The organism is Promicromonospora sp. Populi, assembly GCF_041081105.1.
GTDB lineage: Bacteria > Actinomycetota > Actinomycetes > Actinomycetales > Cellulomonadaceae > Promicromonospora.
The window spans coordinates 2,157,479-2,181,951 of sequence record NZ_CP163528.1; the positions used below are offsets into that span (position 1 = coordinate 2,157,479).

Sequence of the window (24,473 nt, forward strand, 5' to 3'; positions counted from 1 at the left end):
TGTCGTGCAGCACACCCTGGAGCCCCTGGCATGACCGCATCGTCCCCTACGGCCGTCGACACGCGGCTCGGCCTGCGCGGCGCCCGTGGCGCGATCCTCGGCGCGCTGATGCTCTCCACGGCGCTGGTGGCGCTCGATGCCACGATCCTCGCGACCGCCTCGACCACCATCGCGGGCGAGCTCGGCTCGTTCGAGCAGGTCCCCTGGCTCTTCTCCGCGTACACGCTCGCGCAGGCAGTGACGGTCCCGCTCTACGGGCGGCTGGCCGACGTGTTCGGCCGCAAGCGCGTGATCCTCGCGGGCATCGCGCTCTTTGTGCTCGGCTCCGTGCTGTGCGCCGTCGCGTGGAGCATGCCGGCGCTCATCTGGTTCCGGGTGCTGCAGGGGCTCGGCGCGGGCGCGATCCTGCCGATGTCCATGACGATCGCCAGCGACATCTACACGCTCGCCGAGCGCGCGAAGACGCAGGGCTACATGGCCAGCGTGTGGGCCGTCTCCTCCGTGCTCGGCCCGACGCTCGGCGGTGTGTTCAGCCAGTTCGTGAGCTGGCGGTGGATCTTCTGGGTCAACGTGCCGATCGGCGCCGTGGCGCTCCTGGCCCTCTGGCGCCGGTTCCAGGAGAAGGAGCGCGACGGCGAGCGCGAGCCCATCGACTACCTCGGCGCCGTCCTGCTCACCGGTGGCAGCGCGCTCCTGGTCCTCGGCCTGCTGGAGGGCGGGCACGCGTGGGGCTGGGCGTCCCCGCAGTCGATCCTGATCTTCGGCGGCGGGGTGGTGCTGCTCGCGGCGTTCGCCGTGGCGGCCCGCCGGAACCCGCACCCGATCTTCGACCTGCGGCTGCTGCGCCGCCGGGTGGTCGGCGCGTCGACGGCGGCATCGCTCATGGTCGGCGTCATCACGGTCGGCCTGTCCACCTACGTGCCGATCTATGCGCAGGGGGTGCTCGGCGTCGGGCCGCTCGTGGCCGGGTTCGCGCTGGCGTCGCTCACGCTCGGCTGGCCCATCGCGGCCACGCTGTCGGGGCGGGTGTACCTGTCGATCGGGTTCCGCTGGACGAGTGTCATCGGGGCGCTGGTCGTGCTGACCGGTGCGCTGCTCACGCTGGGGCTCGACGCGAGCACCGCGGTGTGGCAGATCTCGATCCCGGTGTTCGTGATCGGGCTCGGCATGGGCCTGGTGGCAGTGCCCACCCTGCTCGCCGCGCAGCACAGCGTGGGCTGGGGCGAGCGCGGCGCGGTGACCGGCACCAACATGTTCGCCCGGTCGATCGGGCAGGCCGTGGGCGTCGCCGCGCTCGGCGCGGTGGTGAACGCCCTGACCACCGTCGGCGCGGACGGCACGCCGGACGGCGCCGGCCTGGCGAACGCCATGCACCTGGTCTTCTGGTGCGTGGTCGGCTGCGCCGCGGTGATGATCGGGACGGTGCTGCTGCTCCCCCGCGACAAGCCGGTCCGAAGCTAGGCGTTCGCGCTGTCGCGGAGCTGGCGGCGTTCGTTCTCGATCGACAGGAGCTCGGCGAACGCCGCCTGGTAGGGCTCCGTGTCCGCCGGGTCCAGGCGCTGCAGGCGGCTGCGCGCGTCGGCGACGCGCCTGGTGAGGCCCAGGTCGACGACGCGGCGCGCCACGCCCTCGACGAACGCCGCGATGGCCGCCTCCCGGTCCTCCGGGAGGGAGGCCACAGAGAGCTGCGTGACCAGGCTCGCCACGGTCTCGGGCGCCTGCTCCAGCACTGCGGCCACCCACTGTGCCGTGGACATCTCACGCCCGGCCGTCGCTCCCCCGGCCGCCCGGATCGCTGCGTGCACGGCCCGCCAGGCGGGCACGGCGAACGCGTTCTCGTCCAGCGCGTCGAACGAGGCCGGAACATGCTGCGGGTACTGCAGCACGGCCACGAGCGCGAGGCGCTCGTCCCGGGCCACGGGGTCCCTCGGGTCGGGGGCGGGCACCTGCGACACGCTGCCCGACGGCGGCCGGTCGTCTCCCGGGGTCGCCGCGCCGTCGGACCGGCCGGGCGCGCTGCGCCGCGACGGCGTCGACGCCGCGCGGGCCACCTCGCGCCGCACCTCGTCGACCTCCGTGCCGATCCAGCCCGCGACCTGCCGCGTGTATCCGTCGCGCTGGCTGCGGTCCCGGATGCCCACGATCTCCGGCGCCGCCGCCCGCACGGCCAGCACGCGCCCCTCCACGGTGTTCAGGTCGAACTGGGCGATCTTGGCCTGGATGACGAAGGCGAACAGGGGCTTGCGGTTGTCGACGAGCGCGCGCACCGCCTCGGGCCCCTTGGCCATGCGCAGGTCGCACGGGTCCATGCCGTCGTCCGCGACGGCCACGTACGTCTGCGCGAAGAACCGCTGGTCCTCGCCGTAGGCACGCTCGGCGGCCTTCTGCCCCGCGGCGTCGCCGTCGAACGTGAAGATGATCTCGCCGCCCACCGTCGCACCGGACGTGAGCTGCATGCCGCCGCCCGCCGTCGTGTCGCCGAGCAGGCGCCGCACCACCTTGGCGTGGTCGGCGGCGAAGGCCGTGCCGCACGTGGCCACCGCCGTCGTCACGCCCGACAGGTGCGCGGCCATGACGTCCGTGTATCCCTCGACCACCACCACGCGCTTGCCCTTGGCGATCTCCCGCTTGGCGAGGTCGATCCCGTACAGCACGTGCGACTTCTTGTAGAGGCTGGTCTCGGGGGTGTTCAGGTACTTGGGCCCCTGGTCGTCCTCGAACAGGCGGCGCGCGCCGAACCCGATCACCGCGCCCGTCACGTCCCGGATGGGCCACATGACCCGCCCGCGGAACCGGTCGTAGATGCCGCGCCGGCCCTCCGACATCAGGCCGCTCGCCACCAGCTCGGCCTGCGTGAAGCCCCGGCCCTGGAGATGACGCTGCAGCGCGTCCCAGCCCTTGGGGGCGAACCCGACACCGAACAGCTCGGCGTCGGCCCGGTCGAAGCTGCGCTCCGCGAGGAACGCGCGCGCGGCGGCAGCCTCGGAGCCCATGAGCTGCTCGGCGTAGAAGTCCGCCGCCACCCGGTTGGCCTCCAGCAGGCGCTGCCGCTTGCCCGGCTCGTCACGAGGGCGGGCTGCGCCGCCCTCCTCGTAACGGAGCTGCACGCCGGTCTTGCCCGCGAGGTACTCGATGGCCTCGGTGAAGCTCAGCCCGTCCAGCTTCATGACGAACTCGATGACGTCGCCGCCCTCACCGCAGCCGAAGCAGTGATACCGCCCCACGCTGGGCCGCACGTTGAAGCTCGGGCTGCGCTCGTCGTGGAAGGGGCACAGGCCCACCAGCGCGCCCACCCCGGCGGGCTTCAGGGTCACGTGCGCCGAGACGATCTCGTCGATCCGCGCGCGCTCGCGGACAAGCTCCACATCCTCACGCTTGATCAGCCCGGCCACGTCCCGAAGTCTATGCTCGCGGGCTCGGCCCCGACGCCGTCGTCCACAGCGCCGCCGCGCAGCTCCGGGCGTACTCCCCCGGGGTGACGCCGACGGCGCGGACGAAGTCGCCGGTGAAGTGCGCCTGGTCGTAGTAGCCGACGGCGGCCGCCAGCCCCGCCAGGTCGAGCCCCGGGTCACGACCCAGCAGCTCGGCGGCCAGGTGCACCCGGTGTCGCTGCAGCACCCATTTAGGGCTGACACCCACCCAGTGAGCGAACAGGCGCTGCAGCGAGCGGGGGGTGGTGCCGAGCCCGTCTGCGAGCGCAGCGACCGTGGTGCCGGGGACCGCGTCCGCGATGGCCGCGAACACCTCCTGGAGCTCGGCCATGGCCGCGGTGGATCGCGGGGTCCTGGCCCGATCGGCGGCCGCTTGGAGCAGCGGGGTGACGGTCCGGACGGCGTCGTCCGCCCGCCCGGCGACCGCCTGGGCGAGCGCCTCTGCGGAGGCGAGCGCCGCCGTCGGGCCGAGAAAGGCTGCCGGTTCGACGGCGCCGCGCTCGCCCGGGTGGGCGAGGCCGAGCAGCGCCCGGTAGCCGCCGGGGTGCAGCTTGGTGCCGACCACACCGCCCGTACCGGAGAGCGTGCGCACGAAGAGCCCGGCGGGCATGGCGTAGGCGAGGAAGCCCGTGTCCTCCGCGACGACGTGGCCGACGGGGTGGGGCATCACGGTCTGCGTGAACGCCGCACCGGGCGGCAGGTCCCAGGTGACGATCCAGTGCCGCTCCACGAGGTCGGCGAGGTCCGGGGCCGGCGCGACGTGCACGAGCGAGAGCCCGGCGCGCGCACGTGCGGGGTTCACTATGCCGAGCGTGGGCCCGTCGAACGCTTGTCGCATTCTTCCAAGACTGGCACACCCGGGCCGCGGGAGCATGGATACATGAAGAACTCAGCCCTGCACCCCAACATCGCCGTGTCCGACGCCCGCGCGGCCATCGACTTCTACGAGGCGGCGCTCGGCGCCGAGACGCTCTACGTGATCACCGCGGGCGACGTCGTGATCCACGCCGACCTGGTCCTGCGGTCCGCCGCGGGTGAGTCCACGTTCACTGTCGCCCCGGCGTTCCCGCCCGACTCCGTGGCGCCCGAGGCGGACGCGCCCACGCACGCGAGCTTCACTGTCCCGGTCGAGGACACCGACGCCGCGTACGCCCGCGCGATCGCTGCCGGCGCGACCAGCGCGGCCGAGCCGGGCGACTGGTTCGAGGGGTTCCGGCAGGCCGCCGTCCGCTGCCCGTTCGGGCACCGCTGGTACTTCGTGACGGTGTCCGACACGGTCACGCAGGACGACGTCCAGCGCGCGAGCGACGCCTGGGCCACGGCCCGCGACTGACCCCAGCAACACCGGTGTGTTTTGGTTTGCCCGAGTCGTGCGGTTCGGTACGATTTGGGCCGACTCAGGGAGGAACAACGCACCATGGTTATTCGCTATCGCAAGAGGCTGGGCCTCGGGCCGCTCAAGTTCAACATCACCCAGCGGGGTCTGTCGTCGATGAGCTTCAAGATCGGTCCCTGGACCTGGAACTCGAAGACGAAGAAGCACTCGTTGAACCTCCCCGGCGGCCTGAGCTGGTACAGCAACAACAAGTAGGACGGCCGCGACGGAACGGGCCTGGGTGCGGCTGCGCCCAGGCCGTTCTTGTGCCGGGTTGTCACCGCGCGTCACTAGAGTGGCCGTGTGGAGCAAGCCCTCGGGAAAAGCATCCCGCCGTCGTACAGCGCACAGGACGTCGAGCGCTGGGTGAGCGAACCGCCCAAGTCGCAGGCGCGCACCCCCTTCGAGCGCGACCGCGGCCGCGTGGTGCACTCCTCCGCGCTGCGCCGCCTCGGCGCCAAGACCCAGGTGCTCGGCGCAGGGCACGACGACTTCGTGCGCACCCGCCTGACCCACTCCCTCGAGGTGGCCCAGGTGGGCCGCGGCATGGGCCGGTCGCTCGGCTGCGACCCCGACGTGGTCGACACCGCCTGCCTCACCCATGACCTGGGCCACCCGCCGTTCGGGCACAACGGCGAGACGGCGCTCGCCGAGATCGCGGAGCCGATCGGCGGCTTTGAGGGCAACGCCCAGACGCTGCGCCTGCTGACCCGGCTCGAACCCAAGGTGATCGGCCTCGACGGCCTCCCCGCCGGCCTCAACCTCACCCGGGCGAGCCTCGACGCGAGCGTCAAGTACCCATGGGCATACGGCGCGGGCCCCGCGCGGCCCGACGGCACGGCGAGCCGGAAGTTCGGTGTCTACACCGACGACCTGCCGGTGTTCACCTGGCTGCGCAAGGACGCGCCCGACGGCGTGAAGTGCCTGGAGGCCCAGGTCATGGACCTCGCCGACGACATCAGCTACTCGGTGCACGACGTCGAGGACGGCGTTGTGGCCGGCCGGATCGACCTGGACCTCATGGCCGACGCCGAGGAGCGGGCGCGCGTGGCGCAGTACGTGCGGTCCTGGTACGGCGAGTGGTACTCGGCGGACGCGATCGACGCGGCGCTCGGCCGCCTGCAGGAGTACCTGCGCGGCGCCGGGCACCTCGTGCGGGCCTTCGACGGGTCGCGCCGGTCGCTGGCCTCGCTCAAGGACATGACGAGCCAGCTCATCGGCCGGTTCATCGGGGCCGCCATCGACGCGACCCGCGCCGAGTACGGCGACGGAGACCTCACGCGGTACGCCGCCCGGCTGGTGGTGCCCGCCGACACGGAGCACGAGATCCTCGCGCTCAAGGGCATCGCGGTGACCTATGTGATGGCGCCGCGCGGCCAGGAGCCCCGCTACGTGCGGGAGCGGGAGATCCTGACCGACCTCGTGCGCGTCCTGGCCGACCGCGGCCCCGCCGAGCTGGAGCCGCCGTTCGCCGCCGACTGGCGGGCGGCGTCCGACGACGCCGTCCGCCTGCGCGTCGTCGTCGACCAGGTCGCCTCTCTTACGGACCTGTCGGCGATCGCGCTGCACGGCCGGCTGATCACCCCTTGACCCTGATCACCCCTTGACGGAGCCCGCCGTCAGGCCGCCCACTATGTACTTCTGCAGGAACAGGAACAGCGCGAGCACCGGCACTGCCGAGACGACGGCGCCCGCCGTGAACAGGCCCCAGTTGGCCTCCTGCAGCGACGACACCCAGCCGTAGAGGCCCACGGCGAGCGTCCAGTTCTCCTCCGACTGCAGCAGCACGCGCGCGATGATGAACTCACCGAATGTGCTGATGAAGCTGAGCAGCCCCACCACGGCGAGGATCGGCGCGGTCAGGCGCAGCACGATGGTCCAGTAGATCTGGGCGTGCGAGGCGCCGTCGATCTTCGCGGCCTCGTCGATCTCGCGCGGCACGGTGTTGAAGAACCCGTACATGAGGAACGTGTTCACGCCGAGCGCGCCGCCCAGGTACACGCAGATCAGCGACAGCTTGGAGTCCAGGCCCAGCACCGGCACTACGTTGCCGAGCGAGATCAGCAGCAGGAAGATCGCCACGAACGCGAGCATCTGCGGGAACATCTGGATGATGAGCAGGGCGGTGAGCCCCACGCGGCGTCCGCTGAACCGGAACCGGGAGAACGCGTACGCGGCGGCGGCGCCCATGAGCACCGTCCCCGCCCCGGTGGCGACGGCGACCACGAGGGTGTTGCCCATCCAGGTCCAGAACCGCGTGCCGCCGAGCGCCGCGTAGTTGGCGCCCGAGACCGTGCCGAACAGGTCGTTCGAGCCCGTGAGCGTGCCGACGTCGGCCAGCGAGGCCGAGACGACGTAGACCAGCGGGAAGCCCGCGTAGAGGACGGCGAGGACGCCGACCAGGTGGCGCCAGCCGATCTCGGAGAACCAGCGTCCGCGGGGCAAGGGCCGGCGAGCCGGAGAAACAGTGCTCATCAGGCGATCTCCTCGAGCGAGCGGGTGCGCCGGAACGCGAGGGCGGAGATGGTCGCCACCACCACGAAGATGACTATCGACAGGGCGCTGGCCAGGCCGTAGTCCTTGGCCGCGGTCCCGTCGAGCCCGGAGACCGAGTAGACCATCGAGATCAGGATGTCGGTGTGCCCGAGCGGCACCGAGGCGTCGTCGAACCGCGGACCGCCCCCGGTGAGCATGTAGATCAGCGTGAAGTTGTTGAAGTTGAACGCGAAGCTGGAGATGAGCAGCGGCGCCGTCGCGACCAGCAGCAGCGGCAGGGTGATGGACCGCCAGGTGCGCCACCGGCCGGCGCCGTCGATCTTCGCGGCCTCCAGCACGTCGGTCGGCAGGGACTGCAGCGCGCCCGTGCAGATCAGGAACATGTACGGGAAGCCGAGCCACAGGTTCACGCCGAGCACCGCAAGCTTGGCGAGCACCGGGTCGGTGAGCCACGGGATCTGGGCTCCGCCGAGCAGCACCTCGTTGACAAACCCGTACGACCGGTTGAGCAGGCCCGACCAGAGCAGGGCCGCGAGGAACCCGGGGATCGCGTACGGCAGGATCACCAGCGTCCGGTAGACCCGGCGGCCGCGCAGGCGGACGTCGTTGAACGCGATCGCCAGGAACAGGCCGAGCAGGAACGTGGACGCCACCGAGATCACGGCGAAGGCGAACGTCCACAGGAGGATCTGGACGAACGGCCCCGCGTACCGGTCGTCGCCGAACGCGGTGACGAAGTTGTCGAACCCCACCAGCACGCGCCAGCCCACCGGCAGGATCGTGCCGTCGGCGGCCTCGAACTGCCCGTCGTCGTTCGGCTCGTACGTCACCCCGGTAGTGGTGTCGGTCATGGTGTCCGACGCCGGGTCGTACGTCAGCGTGGACGTGAAGACGTAGCCGGTGCGGGCGTCCTGGGTGCGGATCGACCCGTCGGCCGGGTCGTCCGAGACCGGGACCCGCAGGTCGGTGACCTCCTGCTGGCGCTCCAGCACCGCCGCGTACTCCAGCACGTCGTACCCGGGCAGCGCGGTGACCTGGCCGCCGTCAACCACGGCGTCTGGCACCGGCTCCAGCGGTCGCTCGGCAGTGCCCGCGCGCACCTCACCGTCGGGCGAGACGACGGCGAAGCCCAGCGCGCCGCCGTCCGACACCACCGTCAGGGGCGACGACGGCGAGCCCTCCACCCGGCGCTCGTTCTGCACCAGGAGGGCCTCGATCGCCTGCTCCTTGGTGGAGTTGTGCCCGTCGCCGTAGTTCGTGAACGCGACGTAGCCCGTGTAGGCCACGACGTACACCTGGTAGACGAGCAGGAACGCGAGGCCCGGCAGGATGTACTTCAGCGGCAGGGCGCGCTTGGTGAAGTACGCCCAGTTGGCCACGAGCAGCAGCGCCACCATCGCGGCCAGCACGCCCCACGAGTCGGCGCTCCACGCGGCCAGGACCGCGTACACGCCGAGGGCGTCAACGAGCGCGATCAGGACGAGCTTGACAAGAAACCCGGGGCTCCAGCCGGTCCGACCGGAGCCCCGGGTCGCAGGCGACGACATCAGCCGATCTCGCCCTGGATGTCGGCGACCATCTTCTCCCAGGCCTCGGCCGGGTCGGACTGACCGGAGACGATCGCGGCCTCCGTGACGCCCCAGTACGCCCACACGGCGCCCATCTCGGGCAGCGACGGCATCGGGACGGCGTCAGCGCCGACCGCACGGAAGCCGGCGGTGATCGGGTCCTCCGAGGCGGTGTCGGCGGCCTCGATCAGGGCCGGCGGTCGGTCGCCCGCCTCGTAGAGCGCGAGCTGCGCCTCGGGGGTGGCCATGTGGTTGACGAGGAAGTCGTTGGCGAGCAGCGCGTTCTCGCTCTGCGCGCTCACGTAGAAGCCGGCCACGCCCACGAATGGCTGGGCGGGCTCGCCGCCGGCGCTCGGGATCGGGTCGATCGACAGGTCGAGGTCCGCGAACTGCTCCAGCATCCACGGGCCGCCCACGATGAACGGCGACTCACCAGCGGCGAAGGCCGCGACCGCGATGTCGTAGGTGACGTCCGTGCTCAGCGTGCCGGCCTCGCCCTGCTCGGCCAGCCACTCGGCGAACGCCGTGCCGCCCTCGCCGCCGAGCGCGAGCTCCGGGGCGTAGGTGCCGTCCGCGTTCTGCTCGAACACCGGGGCGCCGAACGACATCTGCAGCGGGTAGAACGTGTAGGGGTCACCCTCGGTGGAGGTCTGGATCAGCAGCGGGTACTCGGTCCCGGCCTCCTCGCCGGCCGCGATCGCGTCGTCCCAGGTGGCGGGCGCCTCGGGGGCGAGCTCCGTGTTCCGGATGAGCGCGATGTTCTCCACGGCGTAGGGCAGGCCGTATACCTGCTCGTCCTGCGTGAAAGCCTGGACGGAGACCGGCTCGAACGCGGCGGCGGTGTCGCCCAGCTCGATCGGGGCCACTACGCCGTTGGTCGTGAGCTCACCCAGCCAGTCGTGCGCGCCGACGGTGATGTCCGGGCCCTGGCCCGTCGGCACCTGGGCAAGGAAGTCGGGGCGGATGTCCTCGAAGTTCTTCAGGACCACCTCGACCTCGGCGCCCGTGGACTCCTCGAAGCCGGCGGCCGCGTCCTCGACGGCGGCCTGGCGGGTCTCGTCGACCCAGACGGTGAGGGTGCTGCCCTCGCCGTTCGGTGCGGCCGACTCCTCGCCGGCTGGTTCCTCCGCGCCGCCCGAGCAGGCGGCCAGCGCCAGCGTCGCGGTCAGCGCGGCGGCGGTCAGGATGCTCCGTCGCATCGTCACTCCAGTTGGTTCGCGGCCCGACGTCGGGCCTGGTTCGGATGCCCGAACCGTACGGCCGCACCCACCGATTGTGCAAGAAGTTGCGGTAAAGTTTCAGCAACGCTTGCAAGACTCCCGGACGACCTGCGGACGTAGGAGTGACATGTCACTTAGGCTGCCAGGCGTGCGCACCCGACTGACCGACCTCGCCGAACAGGCGGGGGTCTCCACCGCGACCGTGTCGCGCGTGCTCAACGGCAAGCCCGGCGTGGCAGGCGAGACGCGCCAGGCGGTGCTCGCCGCCCTGGACGTGCTCGGCTACGAGCGCCCGTCGGCCCTGCGCGCCCGGCCCGCCGGCCTGATCGGCCTGGTGGTGCCCGAGCTGTCCAACCCGGTGTTCCCGGCGTTCGCGCAGGCCATCGAGTCGCAGCTCGCCTCGCGTGGGTACACACCGCTGCTGTGCACCCAGTCGCCCGGCGGGACCACCGAGGACGAGTACGTCGAGACCCTGATCGACCACGCGGTGGACGGCATCGTCTTCGTGTCCGGCAAGCACGCCGACACCCGCGCCTCCACCGAGCGCTACCAGCGGCTGCGCGGGCGCGGGCTGCCGATCGTGCTGATCAACGGGTACGCCGCCGGCATCGACGCGCCGTTCGTCTCCCCCGACGACGCGGCCAGCATCGAGCTCTCGGTGCGCCACCTGGTGTCCCTGGGCCACCGCCGCATCGGCATGGCGATCGGCCCCGACCGGTTCGTGCCGGCGAAGCGCAAGATCGAGTCGTTCGTCGCGCAGCTCGTGCGGCACGGCCTCGCGCCCACCGAGGAGGAGGCCCGCGAGCACGTCAGCCTCACCCTCTACACGCTGGAGGGCGGCCAGGCCGCGTCCGGCGACCTGTTCGACTCGGGGCACACCGCCGTCGTCTGCGGCTCCGACCTGATGGCGCTCGGCGCCATCCGCGCCGCGCACACGCGCGGCCTGTCCGTGCCCGACGACGTGAGCGTGGTCGGCTACGACGACTCACCCCTGGTGGCGTTCACCGACCCGCCGCTGACGACCGTGCGCCAGCCCGTCGCCGACATGGCGCACGCCGCCGTGAGCGCCCTGCTCACCGAGATCCACGGTGAGCGCGCGCCCCGCTCGGAGCTGCTGTTCACCCCCGAGCTGGTGGTGCGCGGCTCCACCGGAGCGGCACCGCACGCGTGACCGACGCATGACAGCGTGTGACAGGGAGCCGAGTTCCTCCCCTACGCTTGTTGCAAGCGTTACAACCGACATTCCCTTCAGCCCTGAGGACGCGACACGTGACCAGTACTACTCCGCTCACCACAGCCGACCTCACCGCCGGAGCACCCATCCATTCCCCCACCGGGAGCGAGTGGTGGCGCGACGCGGTGATCTACCAGGTCTACCCGCGCTCGTTCGCCGACGGGAACGGCGACGGGATCGGTGACCTGCCGGGCGTCACCTCGAAGCTGGACCACCTGAAGCAGCTGGGGGTCGACGCCGTCTGGCTGAGCCCGTTCTACAGCTCCCCCCAGAAGGACGCGGGCTACGACGTCGCCGACTACCGCGACGTCGACCCGCTGTTCGGCACGCTGGCGGACTTCGACGAGATGCTGGCCGGCGCCCACGAGCGTGGCCTCAAGGTCATCGTCGACCTCGTCCCCAACCACTCCTCCGACCAGCACGTCTGGTTCCAGGAGGCCCTGGCCGCCGCACCGGGCTCGGCCGCGCGCGAGCGGTACATGTTCCGCGACGGCGGAGGCCCAGCGGGCGACGAGGCGCCGAACAACTGGCCGTCGCTCTTCGGCGGGCCGGCCTGGACGCGGCTCGCCCCGGGCGCCGACGACGGCCCGCTCGGCCCGCAGTGGTACCTCCACCTCTTCGACTCCTCGCAGCCCGACCTGAACTGGGACAACGCGGAGGTCCGCGACGAGTTCGAGGCGGTCCTGCGGTTCTGGCTCGACCGGGGCGTGGACGGGTTCCGCATCGACGTCGCGCACAGCCTGGTCAAGGAGCCCGGGCTGCCCGACTGGGCGGGCCGGGGCCCGAACGGCGAGCGCATCATGATCGTCGGCTCGCAGGACGACGGCTCCACGGGCGTCGGCGACAGCGGCCCCATGTTCGACCAGGACGGCGTGCACGACATCTACCGGTCCTGGCACAAGGTGCTCTCCGCGTACGACGGCGACCGCTGCCTGGTGGCCGAGGCCTGGGTCGAGCCCCTGTCCCGCCTGGCGAACTACGTGCGCGCGGACGAGATGCAGCAGGCATTCAACTTCTCGTTCCTCACCACGCCGTGGGACGCGGCGCGGCTGCGCCAGGTGGTCACGCGCTCGCTGACGGCGATGGACGCCGTCGGCGCACCGACCACGTGGGTGCTGTCCAACCACGACGTCGTGCGTGCGGTCTCGCGCCTCGGCCTCGAGGACACCAGCGGGGCCGGGCCGAACGGCATCGGCATCAACGACGTCCAGCCGGACGCGCCGCTCGGCCTGCGCCGGGCCCGCGCCGCGACGCTGCTCATGCTCGGCCTGCCCGGCTCGGCGTACCTCTACCAGGGCGAGGAGCTCGGCCTGCCCGAGCACACCACGCTGCCCGACGAGCTGCGCGAGGACCCGGCCTTCATCCGCACCGGCGGCGCCGAGCCCGGCCGGGACGGCTGCCGCGTGCCCCTGCCGTGGGTCGGCGGGGCGCCCGGCAACGGGTTCGGGCCCACCGGTGAGACCTGGCTGCCGCAGCCCGAGATCTACACCGACCTTGCCGCCGACCGGCAGTACGGCGTCGAGGGCTCGACCTACGAGCTCTACCGGACGGCGCTCGACCTGCGCCGGGCCGAGGGCCTGGGTGCGGGCAGCCTCTCCTGGGTCGATGCCCTGGCCGACAGCCCGGACGTCCTCGCCTTCCGCGTGGCCGACGTCGTGGTGGTCGCCAACCTGGGCGCGGCACCGGTCGTGCTGCCTGCCGGGTCCGAGGTGCTGCTGGCCTCGGGCGACCTCATCGACGGCGCGGTGCCCACCGACACCGCCGTCTGGCTGCGCGCCTGACGAACGTCAATGCCGACGTAGAACGGAACGCGACGGACCAGCCCGTCGCGTTCCGTTCTACCTCGGCAGGTTCACGGCTCGATGCCGTAGAACTCGCGCGCCTCCTCGACGGTCGGCGATCCGTCGAAGCCCACGTCGTTCGCGCTGACCCTCTCCGACGAACCCTCGAGCTGGTACTCCTGCGGCGTCGACCACTCCGGATCGAGGTCGGGGGCCTCGGCATACGCCCGCAAGACCTCGTCGACGATCAGGGCTCCCTCGTCCTCGGTCGCAGCGTCGAGCACGACCTCCGAGCGCACCCAGCCGCCGCTGGGGTTGTCCTCGCAGTCGAACTCAGCGGAGACCACCCCGTCGATCGACAGCGCGATCTCGGCCATGCGCTCCTCGCACGCCCGGTCCGTCACACTGCAGGCGGTCAGCGTGCCACCCAGCAGGAGAGCACCGAGCGCCGCCACTGCCCCTGCCAGGCGGGGGCGACCCTGCCTCGTCGTCTCGACACCCATGGCTAGTCCTCTCTCCCGACGCTGACGTCCACCGCGCTGACCGAGTCCCCGCCGAGGAAGCCGCGCTGGATGAGCTGCTGCTGGTAGGCGGCCAGCTCAGGGTTGGTGCTGTTGTTGTCGAGCGAGTCCGAGTAGTTGCCGTGGTCGTGGTTGGTCATAGCCTCCGCAGCCAGCGCCGGCACCACGCCGAGGTTGCCCCACCACGCGTTCTGCTCATCCGGGTTGCCCATGGTGACCGTCGTGTGGCTGGAGTTGTTCTCGGGGTATCCGCCGACCGGGCCTACCCGGTCGTCGCCGAGATCGAGGCGCGGCACCGCGTCGCCCGAGTGCTGCAGCTCCAGCACGTCCACACCTGGTGCGACGTGCGTGCTGTCGATCGGTGAGCCGAAGGTCATGAGATTCGTGATGTTGTGCTCGGCGACAAAGGCCGGGTCGGCAGCGATCGCCGCGGCCGTCATGCCGCCCTGCGAGTGCCCCGCAAGCATGACCTCGGTTCCCTCGGGCAGGTTGGCGTTCTCGATCGCCAGCTTCACGGCTTCGGTCATGGTCGACTCGCCGCCACCGGCAGTGACGAGGTTCCCCGTGACATCCATCGCGTTGCTGCCCGCGAGAGGATTCCAGGTCTCTGTGCCCGGGATGCTGACGATCGCCGTCGGCCCGTTCGGGCCCTCGGAGGTCGTGATGCGTACGACACCGTCGCCCGCTTCGTACGCGTCGGTCACGCTCCGTGTGATGTCGCCGAGGACCTTGGGCTGTTCGATCCCCTCGACCGGCCTTGGGTCTCCCGCGTAGGGGTTGCCGTCGTCGAAGACCTTGGGGTCCCACATGCCGCCCGTGCTCAGAGTTAGGTTCGCACCGACTATTGCGCCCCCGAGCAGTATCGTGGACGCGATCACCTCTGTGGTGCGCGGCCACTCGCCGTCCAGGATCGCCCCGCCGGTCGAGTCCCAGAGCTGCATACCGGCGTCGCCCACGTTTTCGAACGCGCCGTCGATCGTGCTCGCGCGATCGCCGAGCCAGCCGAGCGCGTCGGAGCCCCGGTCGCCGAGCCACCCGGCGGCATCCTCACCGGCGTCCCAGACGTCCCCGGCCGCATCCTTGCCGGCGTCCCAGAGGTCGCCGGCCCGGTCCCCGAGCCAGCCGGCCGCGTCGTCGGCCTTGTCTCCCGCCCAGTCGACGGCGTCGCCGCCTGCGTCCCAGAGGTCCCCGGCCTTGTCGCCGAGCCAGCCCAGCGGGCCGCCGCCGTCGTCGTCACCGCCGTCGTCGGTGTTCGACGACCCCTGGGTCGAGACGCCGGCGAACGGGTTGCCGTCCAGCGTGTTGGAGGCCTCGTCCTGGGCGTCGGCGTTCGCCTTGGCCTTCTGCGCGTAGGAGGTCAGCGACTCCGCGACCTGGCTCAGCACCGGCGCGTGCTGGCTGCCCCACTCGTCCCGCATGTACTCGACGACCGGGCCCCACCCGTCGAACGAGCCGACGGCGGCCGTGGCGACCTGCCTGATCGACTCCAGCTCCGCCGCGCCGTCCTCCAGCTTCTGGGCGAGGAGGCGGACCTGCTCCGGGTCCTGCCCCCACATGCTCTCGCTCACTGATCCGCCTCGTCGTCCGCCTCGGGTGCTGCGTTGGGCGTGGCGTCACGGTCGGGGGTCGTCGCGTCCACCGCACCCACCAGGGCCCACCGCAGCTCCGCCGCGACCGATCCGGCCGGGCGCACGACGGGCGCGATCTCGCCGTCGTCCGTGCGGATGTCCAGCAGCTTCCCGTCGACGACGGACCAGAGCCGCGGCCACACCACCGACGGCGCGTCAGAGTCGCGCCACGCCTCGACCGTGACCTGCAGGTTGGCCTGCTCGTCGTCGAGCAGCCGGATCAGCTCCGCGCGGTCCGAGGTAGAGCCCGCCGCCGGCGGCGTGCCGAGGGCCGGGACGGACGACGCCGGGGCGCGCAGCGCCTCGAACGGCGGTAGCGCGGGGGTGAGCGCAGGCCACAGCTCGTCCACTGTGGCGAACCGGAGCTCGGCCCCGGGCGCGAGGAACGTCTCCCCGTCCCGCTCGGCGATCACCTGGATCACCAGGAGCACCCGCTCCCCGACCATGGTCAGCCGGGTCACCGTGCCGCTCGAACCGGACGTCGAGATCAGGGACGCGCGGACGGGCGCGCCCAGGTGCTCGGCAAGAGCCGTGCCGACGGCGGTCGCGCCGCCACCGTCTCGCGCCTCGGCGGTCACCGCGGCCCACTGCTTCGCGTCTAGCTCCAGAATCCGGCCGGCCATGAGCACTCCCTCTCCCTACACACATAAAAAAACTATCCCGCGGCATACCGCAGCCGAACCGTATCTCCGCGCCCGAGGTGCGTCCACGATTGGACTACCCATGGCCAAAGGTCAGGTCAGGCCGTATCTTGCCGCGCCGCGGGGGCCTGAGCGAACGGGCTAGGTCAGGAGCCGGGACAGGAACTCGCGGGTACGAGGCTCGCGCGGGTCGTTGAGGACCCGTCGGGTGGGCCCCTCCTCGCAGACGCGGCCCGCGTCGAGAAAGACGATGCGGTCCGCCACCTCGCGGGCGAACGCCATCTCGTGGGTCGCCATGAGGATCGTCGCGCCGTCGGCCTTGACCCGTCGTACCAGAGCGAGCACCTCGCCCACGAGCTCGGGGTCCAGGGCGGAGGTGATCTCGTCCAGGAGCAGCAGCTCGGGCCGGTCGATGATCGCCCGGACTATCGCCACGCGCTGCTGCTGCCCGCCCGAGAGGGTGTCCGGGTAGGCGCGCGCCTTGGCACCGAGCCCGATCGACTCGAGCAGCTCCATGGCGCGCGCCTCGGCGTCGGCCCGCCGGACCCGGTGGACCAGGCGGGACGCGAGGGTCACGTTCTCCAGCACGCTCAGGTGCGGGAACAGGTTGTAGGCCTGGAACACCGTGCCGATGCGGGCGCGCACGGCATCGCCGTCCACCCGCGGGTCGGAGATGTCCTCGCCCGACAGCCGGATCCGGCCGTCGTCGATGTGCTCCAGCAGGTTGACGGTGCGCAGCAGCGTCGACTTGCCCGCGCCGGAGGCTCCGATGACGGCGACCACCTCGTGCTCGGCCACCTTCAGGGAGACGCCACGCAGCACCTCGTGCGTGCCGAACGCGCACCACACGTCGCGCAGCTCCAGGACCGTCCTGCCGTCCGTCTGGTCCAGGCTCACACCAGGCTCCCCGTCTGCTCGCGGGCGCGCAGCCGCGCCGAGTACCAGTCGGTCAGCCGGATCATCGGCAGCGCGAGCAGCACGAACAGCAGCCCGGCCACCACGTACGGCGTGAAGTCGTAGTGCCGCGCGGTCTCGATCTGCGCGGCCCGGACGGCGTCCACGGCACCGAGCACGGAGATGAGGCCGACGTCCTTCTGCATGGCGACGAAGTCGTTCATGAGCGCGGGCGCCACCTTGCGCACCGCCTGCGGCAGCACCACCCGGCGCAGCGCCTGGCCGTGGGTGAGGCCCAGCGACCGCGCGGCCAGCCGCTGCGACGGGTGCACCGCCTCGATGCCCGCCCGGAACACCTCCGCGACATAGGCCGAGTACGTCAGGATCAGCGCGACGGTGCCCCAGAACGCGGCGTCCATCCGGCCGAAGAGCTCCAGGCCCGGCACCCCGAATCCGATCACGTACAGCACGATGATCAGCGGCGTCCCACGGAACAGGTCCGTATAGCCGGCCGCGAGCGCCCGCACCGGGAAGAAGACGGCTCCGCGCAGCGTGCGCAGGGTGGCGATCACCAGGGCGAGCAGCAGTACGCCGACGCTCGCGACGGCCAGCACCCGGACGTTCAGCCAGAGGCCGTCCAGGACGCGGGGCAGGGCCTCCCAGGCGACGTCCGGGTCGAGGAACGTCTCCCGCACGCGTTCCCAGCCGGGCGTCGCGCCGAGGCCGAGCACGAGGGCGGTCGCGAGGACCAGGGTGCTGACCAGGCCGGTCAGGACTGATCTGGTGGTCTGCCGACGGCGGTAGGCGCGCCGGTCGAGCTCGATCGCGCTGGGCGGGTGGCCGCTCGCTCCAGCGCTCACTCCAGGACCGGTGCCGCGCCCTGGCCGCCGAGCCACTCCTCCTGAAGCGTGTCGAGCGTGCCGTCCTCGCGGAGCTCGTCGACGGCGGCGGTCACGTCGGCGGTCAGGGGCGAGTCCTTCGGGAGCACGATGCCGAACTCGTCACCGCCCTGAGACCCGGGCAGCTGGCCGACGATGCTGCCGCCGTCGAGCTCGGCGGACGTCAGGTAGAACCCGGTGGGCAGGTCCACGACCAGGGCGTCGACGGTGCCGCTCTGCAGGGCGAGCTTGGCGTCGTCGTTCGAGCTGAAGACCTGGGCGCCGTCGTCGGGCGCGATGATCTCCTCGACGGCGTCGAGGCTGGTGCTGCCGGTGGCAGCGCCGACCCGGAGCGGCTTGAGGTCGTCGATACCGGTGGCGGACGCCGCCGGGGAGTCCTCGACGGTGATCACTACCTGGGTGGTCACGTAGTAGGGCGTGGAGAAGTCCACTGCCGCACGGCGCTCGTCCGTGACGGAGAACTGCTGGAGGTTCAGGTCGAAGTCCTTGGGGCCGGGCGCGATGGCCTCGTCGAACGTGGTGCGGACCCACTCGACGTCGGCGGGGGCGAAGCCCATCCGGTCGGCGACGGCGTAGGCGACAGCGGCCTCGAACCCCTCGCCCGACGCCGGGTCGTCGTCCTCGACCCACGGGGAGTACGCGGGCTCACCGGTGGCGATCGTCAGCTTGCCGTCGGTGACGTACCCGCTGCTCTCCTCCGCGCCCGGGTCCGCGCTCGGGGCGGCACAGCCGGCGAGCGCGACGGTGAGGGCGGCGGCTACGGGCAGGGCGAGCCGGGCTGGGCGCATCATCGGACGTGACCTCCAGGGGACGAATGCCCCCAGATTGTTGCACCTGACGCCGGTCTGGGCACCGGAAAACCGAGAGCTGGCACCGGTGGGACAATAGGGCCGTGACCTCCGTCCTCGACACCCCTGTGCTCAAGCCCCTGCAGATCGGTCCGATCACCGTCTCGACGCCGGTGGTGCTCGCGCCGATGGCGGGGGTGACCAACCGCGCCTTCCGGACGCTGTGCCGCGAGGCCGGCCGGTCTACCGGCTTCGACCCCGGCCTGTACGTGGCCGAGATGGTCACCAGCCGGGCGCTCGTGGAGCGCAACGTCGAGGCGCTGCGCATCGTGACGTTCGGCGAGGACGAGACGCCGCGCTCCGCCCAGGTGTACGGCGTGGACCCGGCCACCGTCGGCGCGGCGGTGAAGATCATCGCGGGCGAGGACCGGGCCGACCACGTCGACCTCAACTTCGGCTGCCCTGTGCCCAAGGTGACCCGCAAGGGCGGCGGCGCGGCGCTGCCGTGGAAGAAGCAGCTGTTCACGGACATCGTCCGATCAGCGGTCCAGGCTGCCGAGCCGTACGGCGTGCCCGTCACGATCAAGATGCGCAAGGGCATCGACGACGACCACCTGACCTACCTGGAGGCCGGCCGGATCGCGGAGTCCCTCGGCGTCGCCGCCGTCTCGTTGCATGCCCGCACCGCCGCCCAGCACTACTCCGGGCAGGCCGAGTGGGAGGCGATCGCGCGCCTCAAGGAGGCCGTGCGGACGGTCCCGGTGCTCGGCAACGGCGACATCTGGTCCGCGGAGGACGCCCTGCGGATGGTCGAGCAGACGGGGGCCGACGGCGTCGTCGTCGGCCGGGGCTGCCAGGGCCGCCCCTGGCTGTTCGCCGACCTGGCCGCTGCGTTCAACGGCGCCACCGTGCGGGTCCGGCCGGGCCTGCGCGAGGTCGCCGACGCGATCTACCGCCACGGTGAGCTGATGGTCGAGTACTTCGACGGCGACGAGGGCAAGGGCATGCGCGACCTGCGCAAGCACATGGCCTGGTACCTCAAGGGCTACGCCGTCGGGGGCGAGGCGCGGCACTCGCTCGCGCTCATCAGCACCCTGGCCGAGCTGCGCGAGCGGCTCGACGGCCTCGACCTGGACGCCCCGTACCCCGGGGAGGACGCCGAAGGCCCCCGCGGCCGCGCCGGCTCCCCAAGACCCCGCACCTGCCGTACGGCTGGCTCGACTCCCGGGACCTGTCGGAGGAGTTCGAGGCCAAGCTGCGCGAGGCGGAGCTGAGCGTCAGCGGCGGCTGACGAAGGGTGCAGCGCAGGGTACGGGCCGAGGAACGAGGCACGTGCCCGGAGCGGAACACGAGGAAGCCGCTAGAAGACTCAGTGGCTGAGCGCCCGCTACGGCTCCTCCGGCGGCAGGACCCGCCCCATGATGGAGGACGCCATGACGATCCCCGGATCGTCCCGCCCCGCCGCGGGCTCGCGGCCTTGCAGGAGCGCCGCCCCGTCCCGCGCCCAGCTCAGGCCCGGCCTGCCCGAAGCCGCCCGGTACAGCGCGTCCAGGTGGTCCGGATGCCGCTCGGCGAGCAGGGCCAGCACCCACGACGGCGCGTCGGGGTCGGCCAGCACCTGCGCCAGCCGCTGCGGCTTCCACGGTTCGAGCGGCGCGGTGTGCACCTCGCGGAGCTGCCCGTACCAGTCGAGCAGGCGCAGCCCCTTGACGGGGTGGTGCACCAGGGCGAACGCCGGGTCGTCGGGGTCCGCCGCGTCGTCGGGCAGCCAGTGCTCGTCGCGGAGCGACGGGAACAGTGCGAACTCCTCGGCAGGGGCCCCGATCCGGTCCTTGAACCGCAGGTAGCAGTCCATGACGTGCGACGCCGTGCCCTGCACCAGCACGTCCCCGAAGAGGTCCCGGAACGCGCGGTGGTGGTCGGTGACGAGCTCACGGGCCCGGGCCAGGGTGCGCGGGTTGCGGTAGGCGGGGCACGGCGAGGACACCAGCAGCCCGACGACGCCCCGCACGACGTCGACGATGCTGTCCGGCGAGTAGACCATCGGGGTGTCCGCGAAGATCCACGCGGCCCCGACCGGCAGGATCCGCCCGGACAACGGCAGGCCCGGGACCAGCGCGACCGCGCGGATCTCCGAACGCCCCGTGTAGACCCGGTACTCCAGGTCGTCCTCGAGGTTGTGCAGCACCACGTGCTCGTCCACCAGGTCGGTCACGATGAAGTAGCCCAGCACACCGCCGTCGCGCCACCGTTCGAGGAGCGCACGTTCGGCGGTGTCCAGGGCGAGCACGGGCGACGGATCATCAAGGAGCTCGGCGACCAGGGAGCCGCCCGCTTCCCGGGGACCGGTGTGCACCAGCATGTCCACCGCACAGTCGCGCGTCATCGCGTCGCGCAGCTCGTCGTCGGCGTCGTGCGGCACGAGCGACTCCGAGTGCACGTACGCGACCTGGCGCCGGACGGCCTCGGTATTGCCGGGCCGTCGCACGTGCGCGACCAGGCGGCGCTCCAGCCGGGTCGCGAGGTCGAGGCGGTCGTGGAGGGAGTGCTGGCGGGAGGTAGGTGTTGATGTCATGCGACTATCATTGGCGGCTAACCAGTATCAGCAAGCCTCAAACCGAGGCATCTGTGGATAACAGTGAATGGGCAGCACTCGGCGCGGTTCCGATACGCTGCGCGTTCCGCCGTGCAACCGACCCGAGGAGTTCCCGTGCTGTCCGACGTGGCACGACGCGTCCCCGCACCCGAGATCGCGCCGCCCACGGCCGCCGACCCGCCCGAGATCGGCGGCTATCAGATCCGCGGCCGGCTGGGCCAGGGCGGCATGGGCATGGTGTACCTCGGCGCCACCCGGAGCGGCCGCCTGCTCGCGATCAAGGTCATCCACCCGGAACGCATCGACGACCGCGAGTTCCGGACCCGCTTCCGCCGCGAGGTGTCCGCCGCGGCAAAGGTGCGCAGCCGCCGCACGGCGGCGGTCGTCGACTTCGACGTCGACGCGGACACCCCCTGGCTGGCCACCGAGTACGTTCCCGGACCCACCCTGGCGCAGGCCATCACCGAGCTGGGGAGCCTGCCCGAGCCGGCGGTCCGCGAGCTCGTCACCGGTCTCACCGAGGCTCTCGAGGCGATCCACCGGGAAGGGCTCGTCCACCGCGACATCAAGCCCGCCAACGTGCTGCTCGGCCCCGACGGGCCCGTGCTGATCGACATGGGCATCGTCGCCGAGTCGGACGCCACGTCGTTGACCACCACCGGTATCCAGCCCGGGACGCCGCAGTTCATGTCACCCGAGCAGGCCCGGGGCGAGGCCGTCACCACCGCCACCGACGTGTGGTCGCTCGGCGCCGTCACCCACCTCGCGGCCGCCGGCACCGCACCGTTCGGGACGGGCAGCCTCGCGACGGTCACCTACCGGATAGTCCACGAACCGCCCGACCTCGACGCCCTGCCGTCCGGCCTGCGGCACCTGGTCGGCGCCTGCCTGGCCAAGGACCCCGCCGCTCGTCCGACGACGGCGGCGGTGCTCGCGTCGCTCGTCGACCTCCCGTACGTCGAAGCCGCCGACACCGGCCTGGCGGGCCCGGGCCTGTCCGACGCCGACACGATGCTGGGCGCGGAGGAAACGTCGTCGTCCGCTGCCCCGGCCGCGCCGGACGGACCGGAGGCACCGGCGGCGTCGGACCGGGTACGTCGCCGGGTACTGACCGGTCTGGTCGCGGCGGGCCTGGTGCTGGCCGGCGGCGGCGTCGCGGCGGCGGTCGTGCACTTCATGACTCCCGACGACACGCCTGGCGTGATCGCGGCGCCCCAGGACGAGGCATCGACGTCGGGCGAGCCGTCCGAAGAACCCAGCCCCAGCCCGAGCCCGACGGCGTCGCCGTCCTCGACACCCGAGGACTCTCCGGTCGCCACGCCCGTCGACGAGCAGGACGCCGGTGAGCAAGACGCGGCCCCGGCTCAGTTCCAGCCGGGCGCCGTGGCGATCCCGGCGCAGGTCCAGGTGGGCCAGAAGATCACCGCGGAAGCGACCGGCTGGACGCCGGAGCCGGTCGACACCGCGTGCCTGTGGAGCATCGGCGGCGAGGAACGGGACAACCTCGGGTCGTGCACCTACACCGTCGTGCTCGACGACGTGGGCAAGGCCGTCCAGGTCAGGCTCACCGCCGCCCGGTCGGGATACACCGAGGCGAGCCTGCTCTCCAACGCCACCGGCATGGTGCAGCAGCCGTCGGTGCCGCGGCCGAGCTGCACGATCGAGCTGGACAACGGCAAGGCGCACCTCGGCTGGATGGCCTACTGCGTGGTCGACCAGGACCCGAACGTCAGCTACACGTGGGCATGGGTCGACGTCGAGACCGGCGAGGCCGTCACCTGGGCGGAGTACGAGCCCGGTCCCCGCTACTGGCTCCGCGGGGCCTACAAAGGCCACCGCGTGCGAGTGACGGTGACGGCGGAGCGGGCGGGCTACCGTTCGGCCGAGTTCGCCACCACCTTCACCCTGCCGGACGAGCCGGCCCCGATCGAGTGACCGGACGCCGCGAGCGGGGCTATCTTTCCGTCTACCTCGTGCGTAAAGAGCACAAAGTACCCAACGTGGTACAAGATCAGCCTTGCACTTCGCTGTCCAGCCTCACCCACTGCACCGACCGAGAGGGATAAATCCATCATGGCATCGGAGAAACGCCGTCGACGCGTTCCTGCGGTCATCGCTGATACGCGCAGAAACCCCGGGTTCTTCCTGGGCGCCTTCGGCCTCTCGGCCTGGGCCTACATCGGCATGTCACACACCATCGCCGCCTACGAGGGGCCGCGACTCGGCTACGCGCTCGGCGTCGCCTACGAGGCACTGGTGATCGGCCTGGCCTGGGAGGGACGGCGCAGGGCCGACCGAGCGCTCGAGAGCGGCCGTCAGCCGGCCGGGCACGGACGCTGGCTCGGCGGCGCGATCATCGTCGGCATCCTGTCCGGCGCGCTCGCCGCATGGCACGGCTGGCTGCTCGGCGAGGGCATCTTCGCCGCCTCGCGCGCCGTGGCCCCCGTCCTCGCCGCCGTGGCGGTACACCTCTTCTTCCAGTCGGCGTCGAGCGCGCGCAACCTCGATCGGCTGGCCCAGATCGAGGCCGACCGTGAGACGGCAGTGCTGGACATGCTCGACGCGGTGCGGCTGGCGCAGATCGCCCCCGAGGAGGAGCGCGACGCGCGCATCGCCGATGTGAACGCCGCCGTGACGCGGGTCCACCGCCACGTGCCCGCCGGCGTCACCGCGGAGGTGACGCGCCCACATCTCGAGTCGGAGCGCACGATCCGCGACGTGGTCCAGGAGGCCGCCGCGCTAGCCGGCGAATGGATGCCGGTCCCGATGAAAACTGAGCAGATCGCTGCCGGCACCGCTCCGACCCGCGTCGCACTGCCCGACCCTGTCCTGCCCGTCGTCCTGCCCGAGGCCGCTGCCGAGCTTGCCGCGGCGGCCCAGCCTGCCCAGCTCACCCAGCTCTCCAGCCCTCGACCCGAGCCGGTCGCGCCCGAGCCGGTCGCATATGAACCGGTCGCATATGAGCCGGTCGCTCCCGAGCCGGTCGCTCCCGAACCGCACCCCGAGCCTGCCCTGGCCGACGCCGCCGAGCGCGCGCTCCTGCAGCGCAAGTACGCGCCCGTGCCGGCAGCGGCAGCGGCAGCGCCGAGCTTTGCTCAGGTGGCGCCCCGGGACCCGGACCCCGTCACGGACTGGGACTCCCTGTCCGCCGACGTGCCGAAGCCCGCGGTCGCCAGCCCGTCGGCGCCGCTCACCACGCACCAGATCAGCCACATCCGCGTGCTCCGGTGGGAGCAGAACCTCAGCCTCGAAGAGGTCGCGGGGCGAGTCGGCGTCTCCGTGAGCGACGTGAACAGGTACGCCCCGAGCACGGACGTCCCGACCACCGAGACCGGCTCTTTCCTGGCCGTTCCGGCGGCTCTCTGACCCTGACACGCGCGGCCCGGCCCCGCGGGGCCGGG

The 24,473-nt window shown here is 71.9% G+C and carries 20 protein-coding genes and 1 pseudogene; 9 read left to right on the plus strand and 12 right to left on the minus strand.

The window, feature by feature from the left end:
- The first annotated feature begins 30 nt into the window (after positions 1-30).
- Positions 31-1,461: an MDR family MFS transporter gene (locus tag AB1046_RS09840; RefSeq protein WP_369374784.1), complete on the plus strand. Its 1,431-nt coding sequence runs from the start codon at positions 31-33 to the stop codon at positions 1,459-1,461.
- On the opposite strand, the gene dnaG is transcribed toward AB1046_RS09840, so the two are convergent.
- Both dnaG and AB1046_RS09850 read right to left on the minus strand, forming a co-directional pair.
- Positions 1,458-3,392, minus strand: coding sequence for a DNA primase (dnaG, locus tag AB1046_RS09845; RefSeq protein WP_369374786.1), 1,935 nt, complete (start codon positions 3,390-3,392; stop codon positions 1,458-1,460). The genes AB1046_RS09840 and dnaG overlap by 4 nt on opposite strands.
- Before the next feature lie 10 nt (positions 3,393-3,402).
- Positions 3,403-4,269 carry a helix-turn-helix domain-containing protein gene (locus AB1046_RS09850; protein ID WP_369374788.1) on the minus strand — a complete coding sequence of 289 codons (867 nt, stop codon included), beginning with the start codon at positions 4,267-4,269 and terminating at the stop codon, positions 3,403-3,405.
- A 42-nt stretch (positions 4,270-4,311) separates the two neighbouring features.
- Here AB1046_RS09850 and AB1046_RS09855 point away from each other — a divergent pair, with 42 nt between their 5' ends.
- From AB1046_RS09855 to AB1046_RS09865, 3 genes are all read left to right on the plus strand, one after another.
- Positions 4,312-4,764: a VOC family protein gene (locus AB1046_RS09855; protein ID WP_369374790.1), complete on the plus strand. Its 453-nt coding sequence runs from the start codon at positions 4,312-4,314 to the stop codon at positions 4,762-4,764.
- Between the two features lie 84 nt (positions 4,765-4,848).
- Positions 4,849-5,022, plus strand: a complete 174-nt coding sequence (locus AB1046_RS09860; protein ID WP_369374792.1) for a DUF4236 domain-containing protein — start codon at positions 4,849-4,851, stop codon at positions 5,020-5,022.
- 87 nt (positions 5,023-5,109) lie between these two features.
- A complete protein-coding gene (locus AB1046_RS09865) occupies positions 5,110-6,396 on the plus strand; it encodes a deoxyguanosinetriphosphate triphosphohydrolase (protein ID WP_369374794.1) in 1,287 nt (428 codons plus the stop codon).
- Positions 6,397-6,402: 6 nt separating this feature from the next.
- On the opposite strand, the gene AB1046_RS09870 is transcribed toward AB1046_RS09865, so the two are convergent.
- Genes AB1046_RS09870 through AB1046_RS09880 form a run of 3 tightly spaced genes read right to left on the minus strand, consistent with a single transcriptional unit; the run spans position 6,403 to position 10,069 of the window.
- On the minus strand, positions 6,403-7,281 hold the full coding sequence (locus AB1046_RS09870; protein WP_369374796.1) for a sugar ABC transporter permease: 879 nt from the start codon (positions 7,279-7,281) through the stop codon (positions 6,403-6,405).
- Positions 7,281-8,849 carry an ABC transporter permease subunit gene (locus AB1046_RS09875; RefSeq protein ID WP_369374798.1) on the minus strand — a complete coding sequence of 523 codons (1,569 nt, stop codon included), beginning with the start codon at positions 8,847-8,849 and terminating at the stop codon, positions 7,281-7,283. The genes AB1046_RS09870 and AB1046_RS09875 overlap by 1 nt, the downstream gene beginning before the upstream one ends.
- On the minus strand, positions 8,849-10,069 hold the full coding sequence (locus AB1046_RS09880) for an extracellular solute-binding protein (RefSeq protein WP_369374800.1): 1,221 nt from the start codon (positions 10,067-10,069) through the stop codon (positions 8,849-8,851). Before AB1046_RS09880 ends, AB1046_RS09875 begins: the two co-directional genes overlap by 1 nt.
- Before the next feature lie 148 nt (positions 10,070-10,217).
- Between AB1046_RS09880 and AB1046_RS09885 the strand changes: the two genes are divergently transcribed.
- Both AB1046_RS09885 and AB1046_RS09890 read left to right on the plus strand, forming a co-directional pair.
- Positions 10,218-11,261, plus strand: coding sequence for a LacI family DNA-binding transcriptional regulator (locus AB1046_RS09885; RefSeq protein WP_369374803.1), 1,044 nt, complete (start codon positions 10,218-10,220; stop codon positions 11,259-11,261).
- 98 nt (positions 11,262-11,359) lie between these two features.
- Positions 11,360-13,105 (plus strand): glycoside hydrolase family 13 protein, encoded by a 1,746-nt coding sequence (locus AB1046_RS09890; RefSeq protein ID WP_369374805.1) that lies wholly within the window; start codon positions 11,360-11,362, stop codon positions 13,103-13,105.
- Between the two features lie 71 nt (positions 13,106-13,176).
- Here the strand turns inward: AB1046_RS09890 and AB1046_RS09895 are convergent, their stop codons facing one another.
- The 6 genes from AB1046_RS09895 to AB1046_RS09920 form a co-directional block, all read right to left on the minus strand.
- Positions 13,177-13,608: a hypothetical protein gene (locus AB1046_RS09895; protein WP_369374807.1), complete on the minus strand. Its 432-nt coding sequence runs from the start codon at positions 13,606-13,608 to the stop codon at positions 13,177-13,179.
- A gap of 2 nt (positions 13,609-13,610) precedes the next feature.
- Positions 13,611-15,194, minus strand: coding sequence for a hypothetical protein (locus tag AB1046_RS09900; protein WP_369374809.1), 1,584 nt, complete (start codon positions 15,192-15,194; stop codon positions 13,611-13,613).
- Positions 15,191-15,877 (minus strand): hypothetical protein, encoded by a 687-nt coding sequence (locus tag AB1046_RS09905; protein WP_369374811.1) that lies wholly within the window; start codon positions 15,875-15,877, stop codon positions 15,191-15,193. Before AB1046_RS09905 ends, AB1046_RS09900 begins: the two co-directional genes overlap by 4 nt.
- A 159-nt stretch (positions 15,878-16,036) precedes the next feature.
- Positions 16,037-16,792, minus strand: a complete 756-nt coding sequence (locus AB1046_RS09910) for an amino acid ABC transporter ATP-binding protein (RefSeq protein WP_369374813.1) — start codon at positions 16,790-16,792, stop codon at positions 16,037-16,039.
- A complete protein-coding gene (locus tag AB1046_RS09915) occupies positions 16,789-17,649 on the minus strand; it encodes an amino acid ABC transporter permease (RefSeq protein WP_369374815.1) in 861 nt (286 codons plus the stop codon). Before AB1046_RS09915 ends, AB1046_RS09910 begins: the two co-directional genes overlap by 4 nt.
- Positions 17,646-18,479 (minus strand): ABC transporter substrate-binding protein, encoded by an 834-nt coding sequence (locus AB1046_RS09920; protein WP_369374818.1) that lies wholly within the window; start codon positions 18,477-18,479, stop codon positions 17,646-17,648. The genes AB1046_RS09915 and AB1046_RS09920 overlap by 4 nt, the downstream gene beginning before the upstream one ends.
- Before the next feature lie 101 nt (positions 18,480-18,580).
- On the opposite strand from AB1046_RS09920, the pseudogene dusB reads away from it, so the two are divergent.
- Positions 18,581-19,767: pseudogene (gene dusB / locus AB1046_RS09925) on the plus strand (tRNA dihydrouridine synthase DusB).
- A 96-nt stretch (positions 19,768-19,863) separates the two neighbouring features.
- Here dusB and AB1046_RS09930 read toward each other — a convergent pair.
- On the minus strand, positions 19,864-21,051 hold the full coding sequence (locus AB1046_RS09930; protein WP_369374820.1) for a hypothetical protein: 1,188 nt from the start codon (positions 21,049-21,051) through the stop codon (positions 19,864-19,866).
- Positions 21,052-21,186: 135 nt separating this feature from the next.
- Here AB1046_RS09930 and AB1046_RS09935 point away from each other — a divergent pair, with 135 nt between their 5' ends.
- Both AB1046_RS09935 and AB1046_RS09940 read left to right on the plus strand, forming a co-directional pair.
- Positions 21,187-23,007, plus strand: coding sequence for a serine/threonine-protein kinase (locus AB1046_RS09935; protein WP_369374822.1), 1,821 nt, complete (start codon positions 21,187-21,189; stop codon positions 23,005-23,007).
- A 138-nt stretch (positions 23,008-23,145) separates the two neighbouring features.
- Positions 23,146-24,438, plus strand: a complete 1,293-nt coding sequence (locus tag AB1046_RS09940; RefSeq protein WP_369374824.1) for a hypothetical protein — start codon at positions 23,146-23,148, stop codon at positions 24,436-24,438.
- The last annotated feature ends 35 nt before the right edge of the window (positions 24,439-24,473 follow it).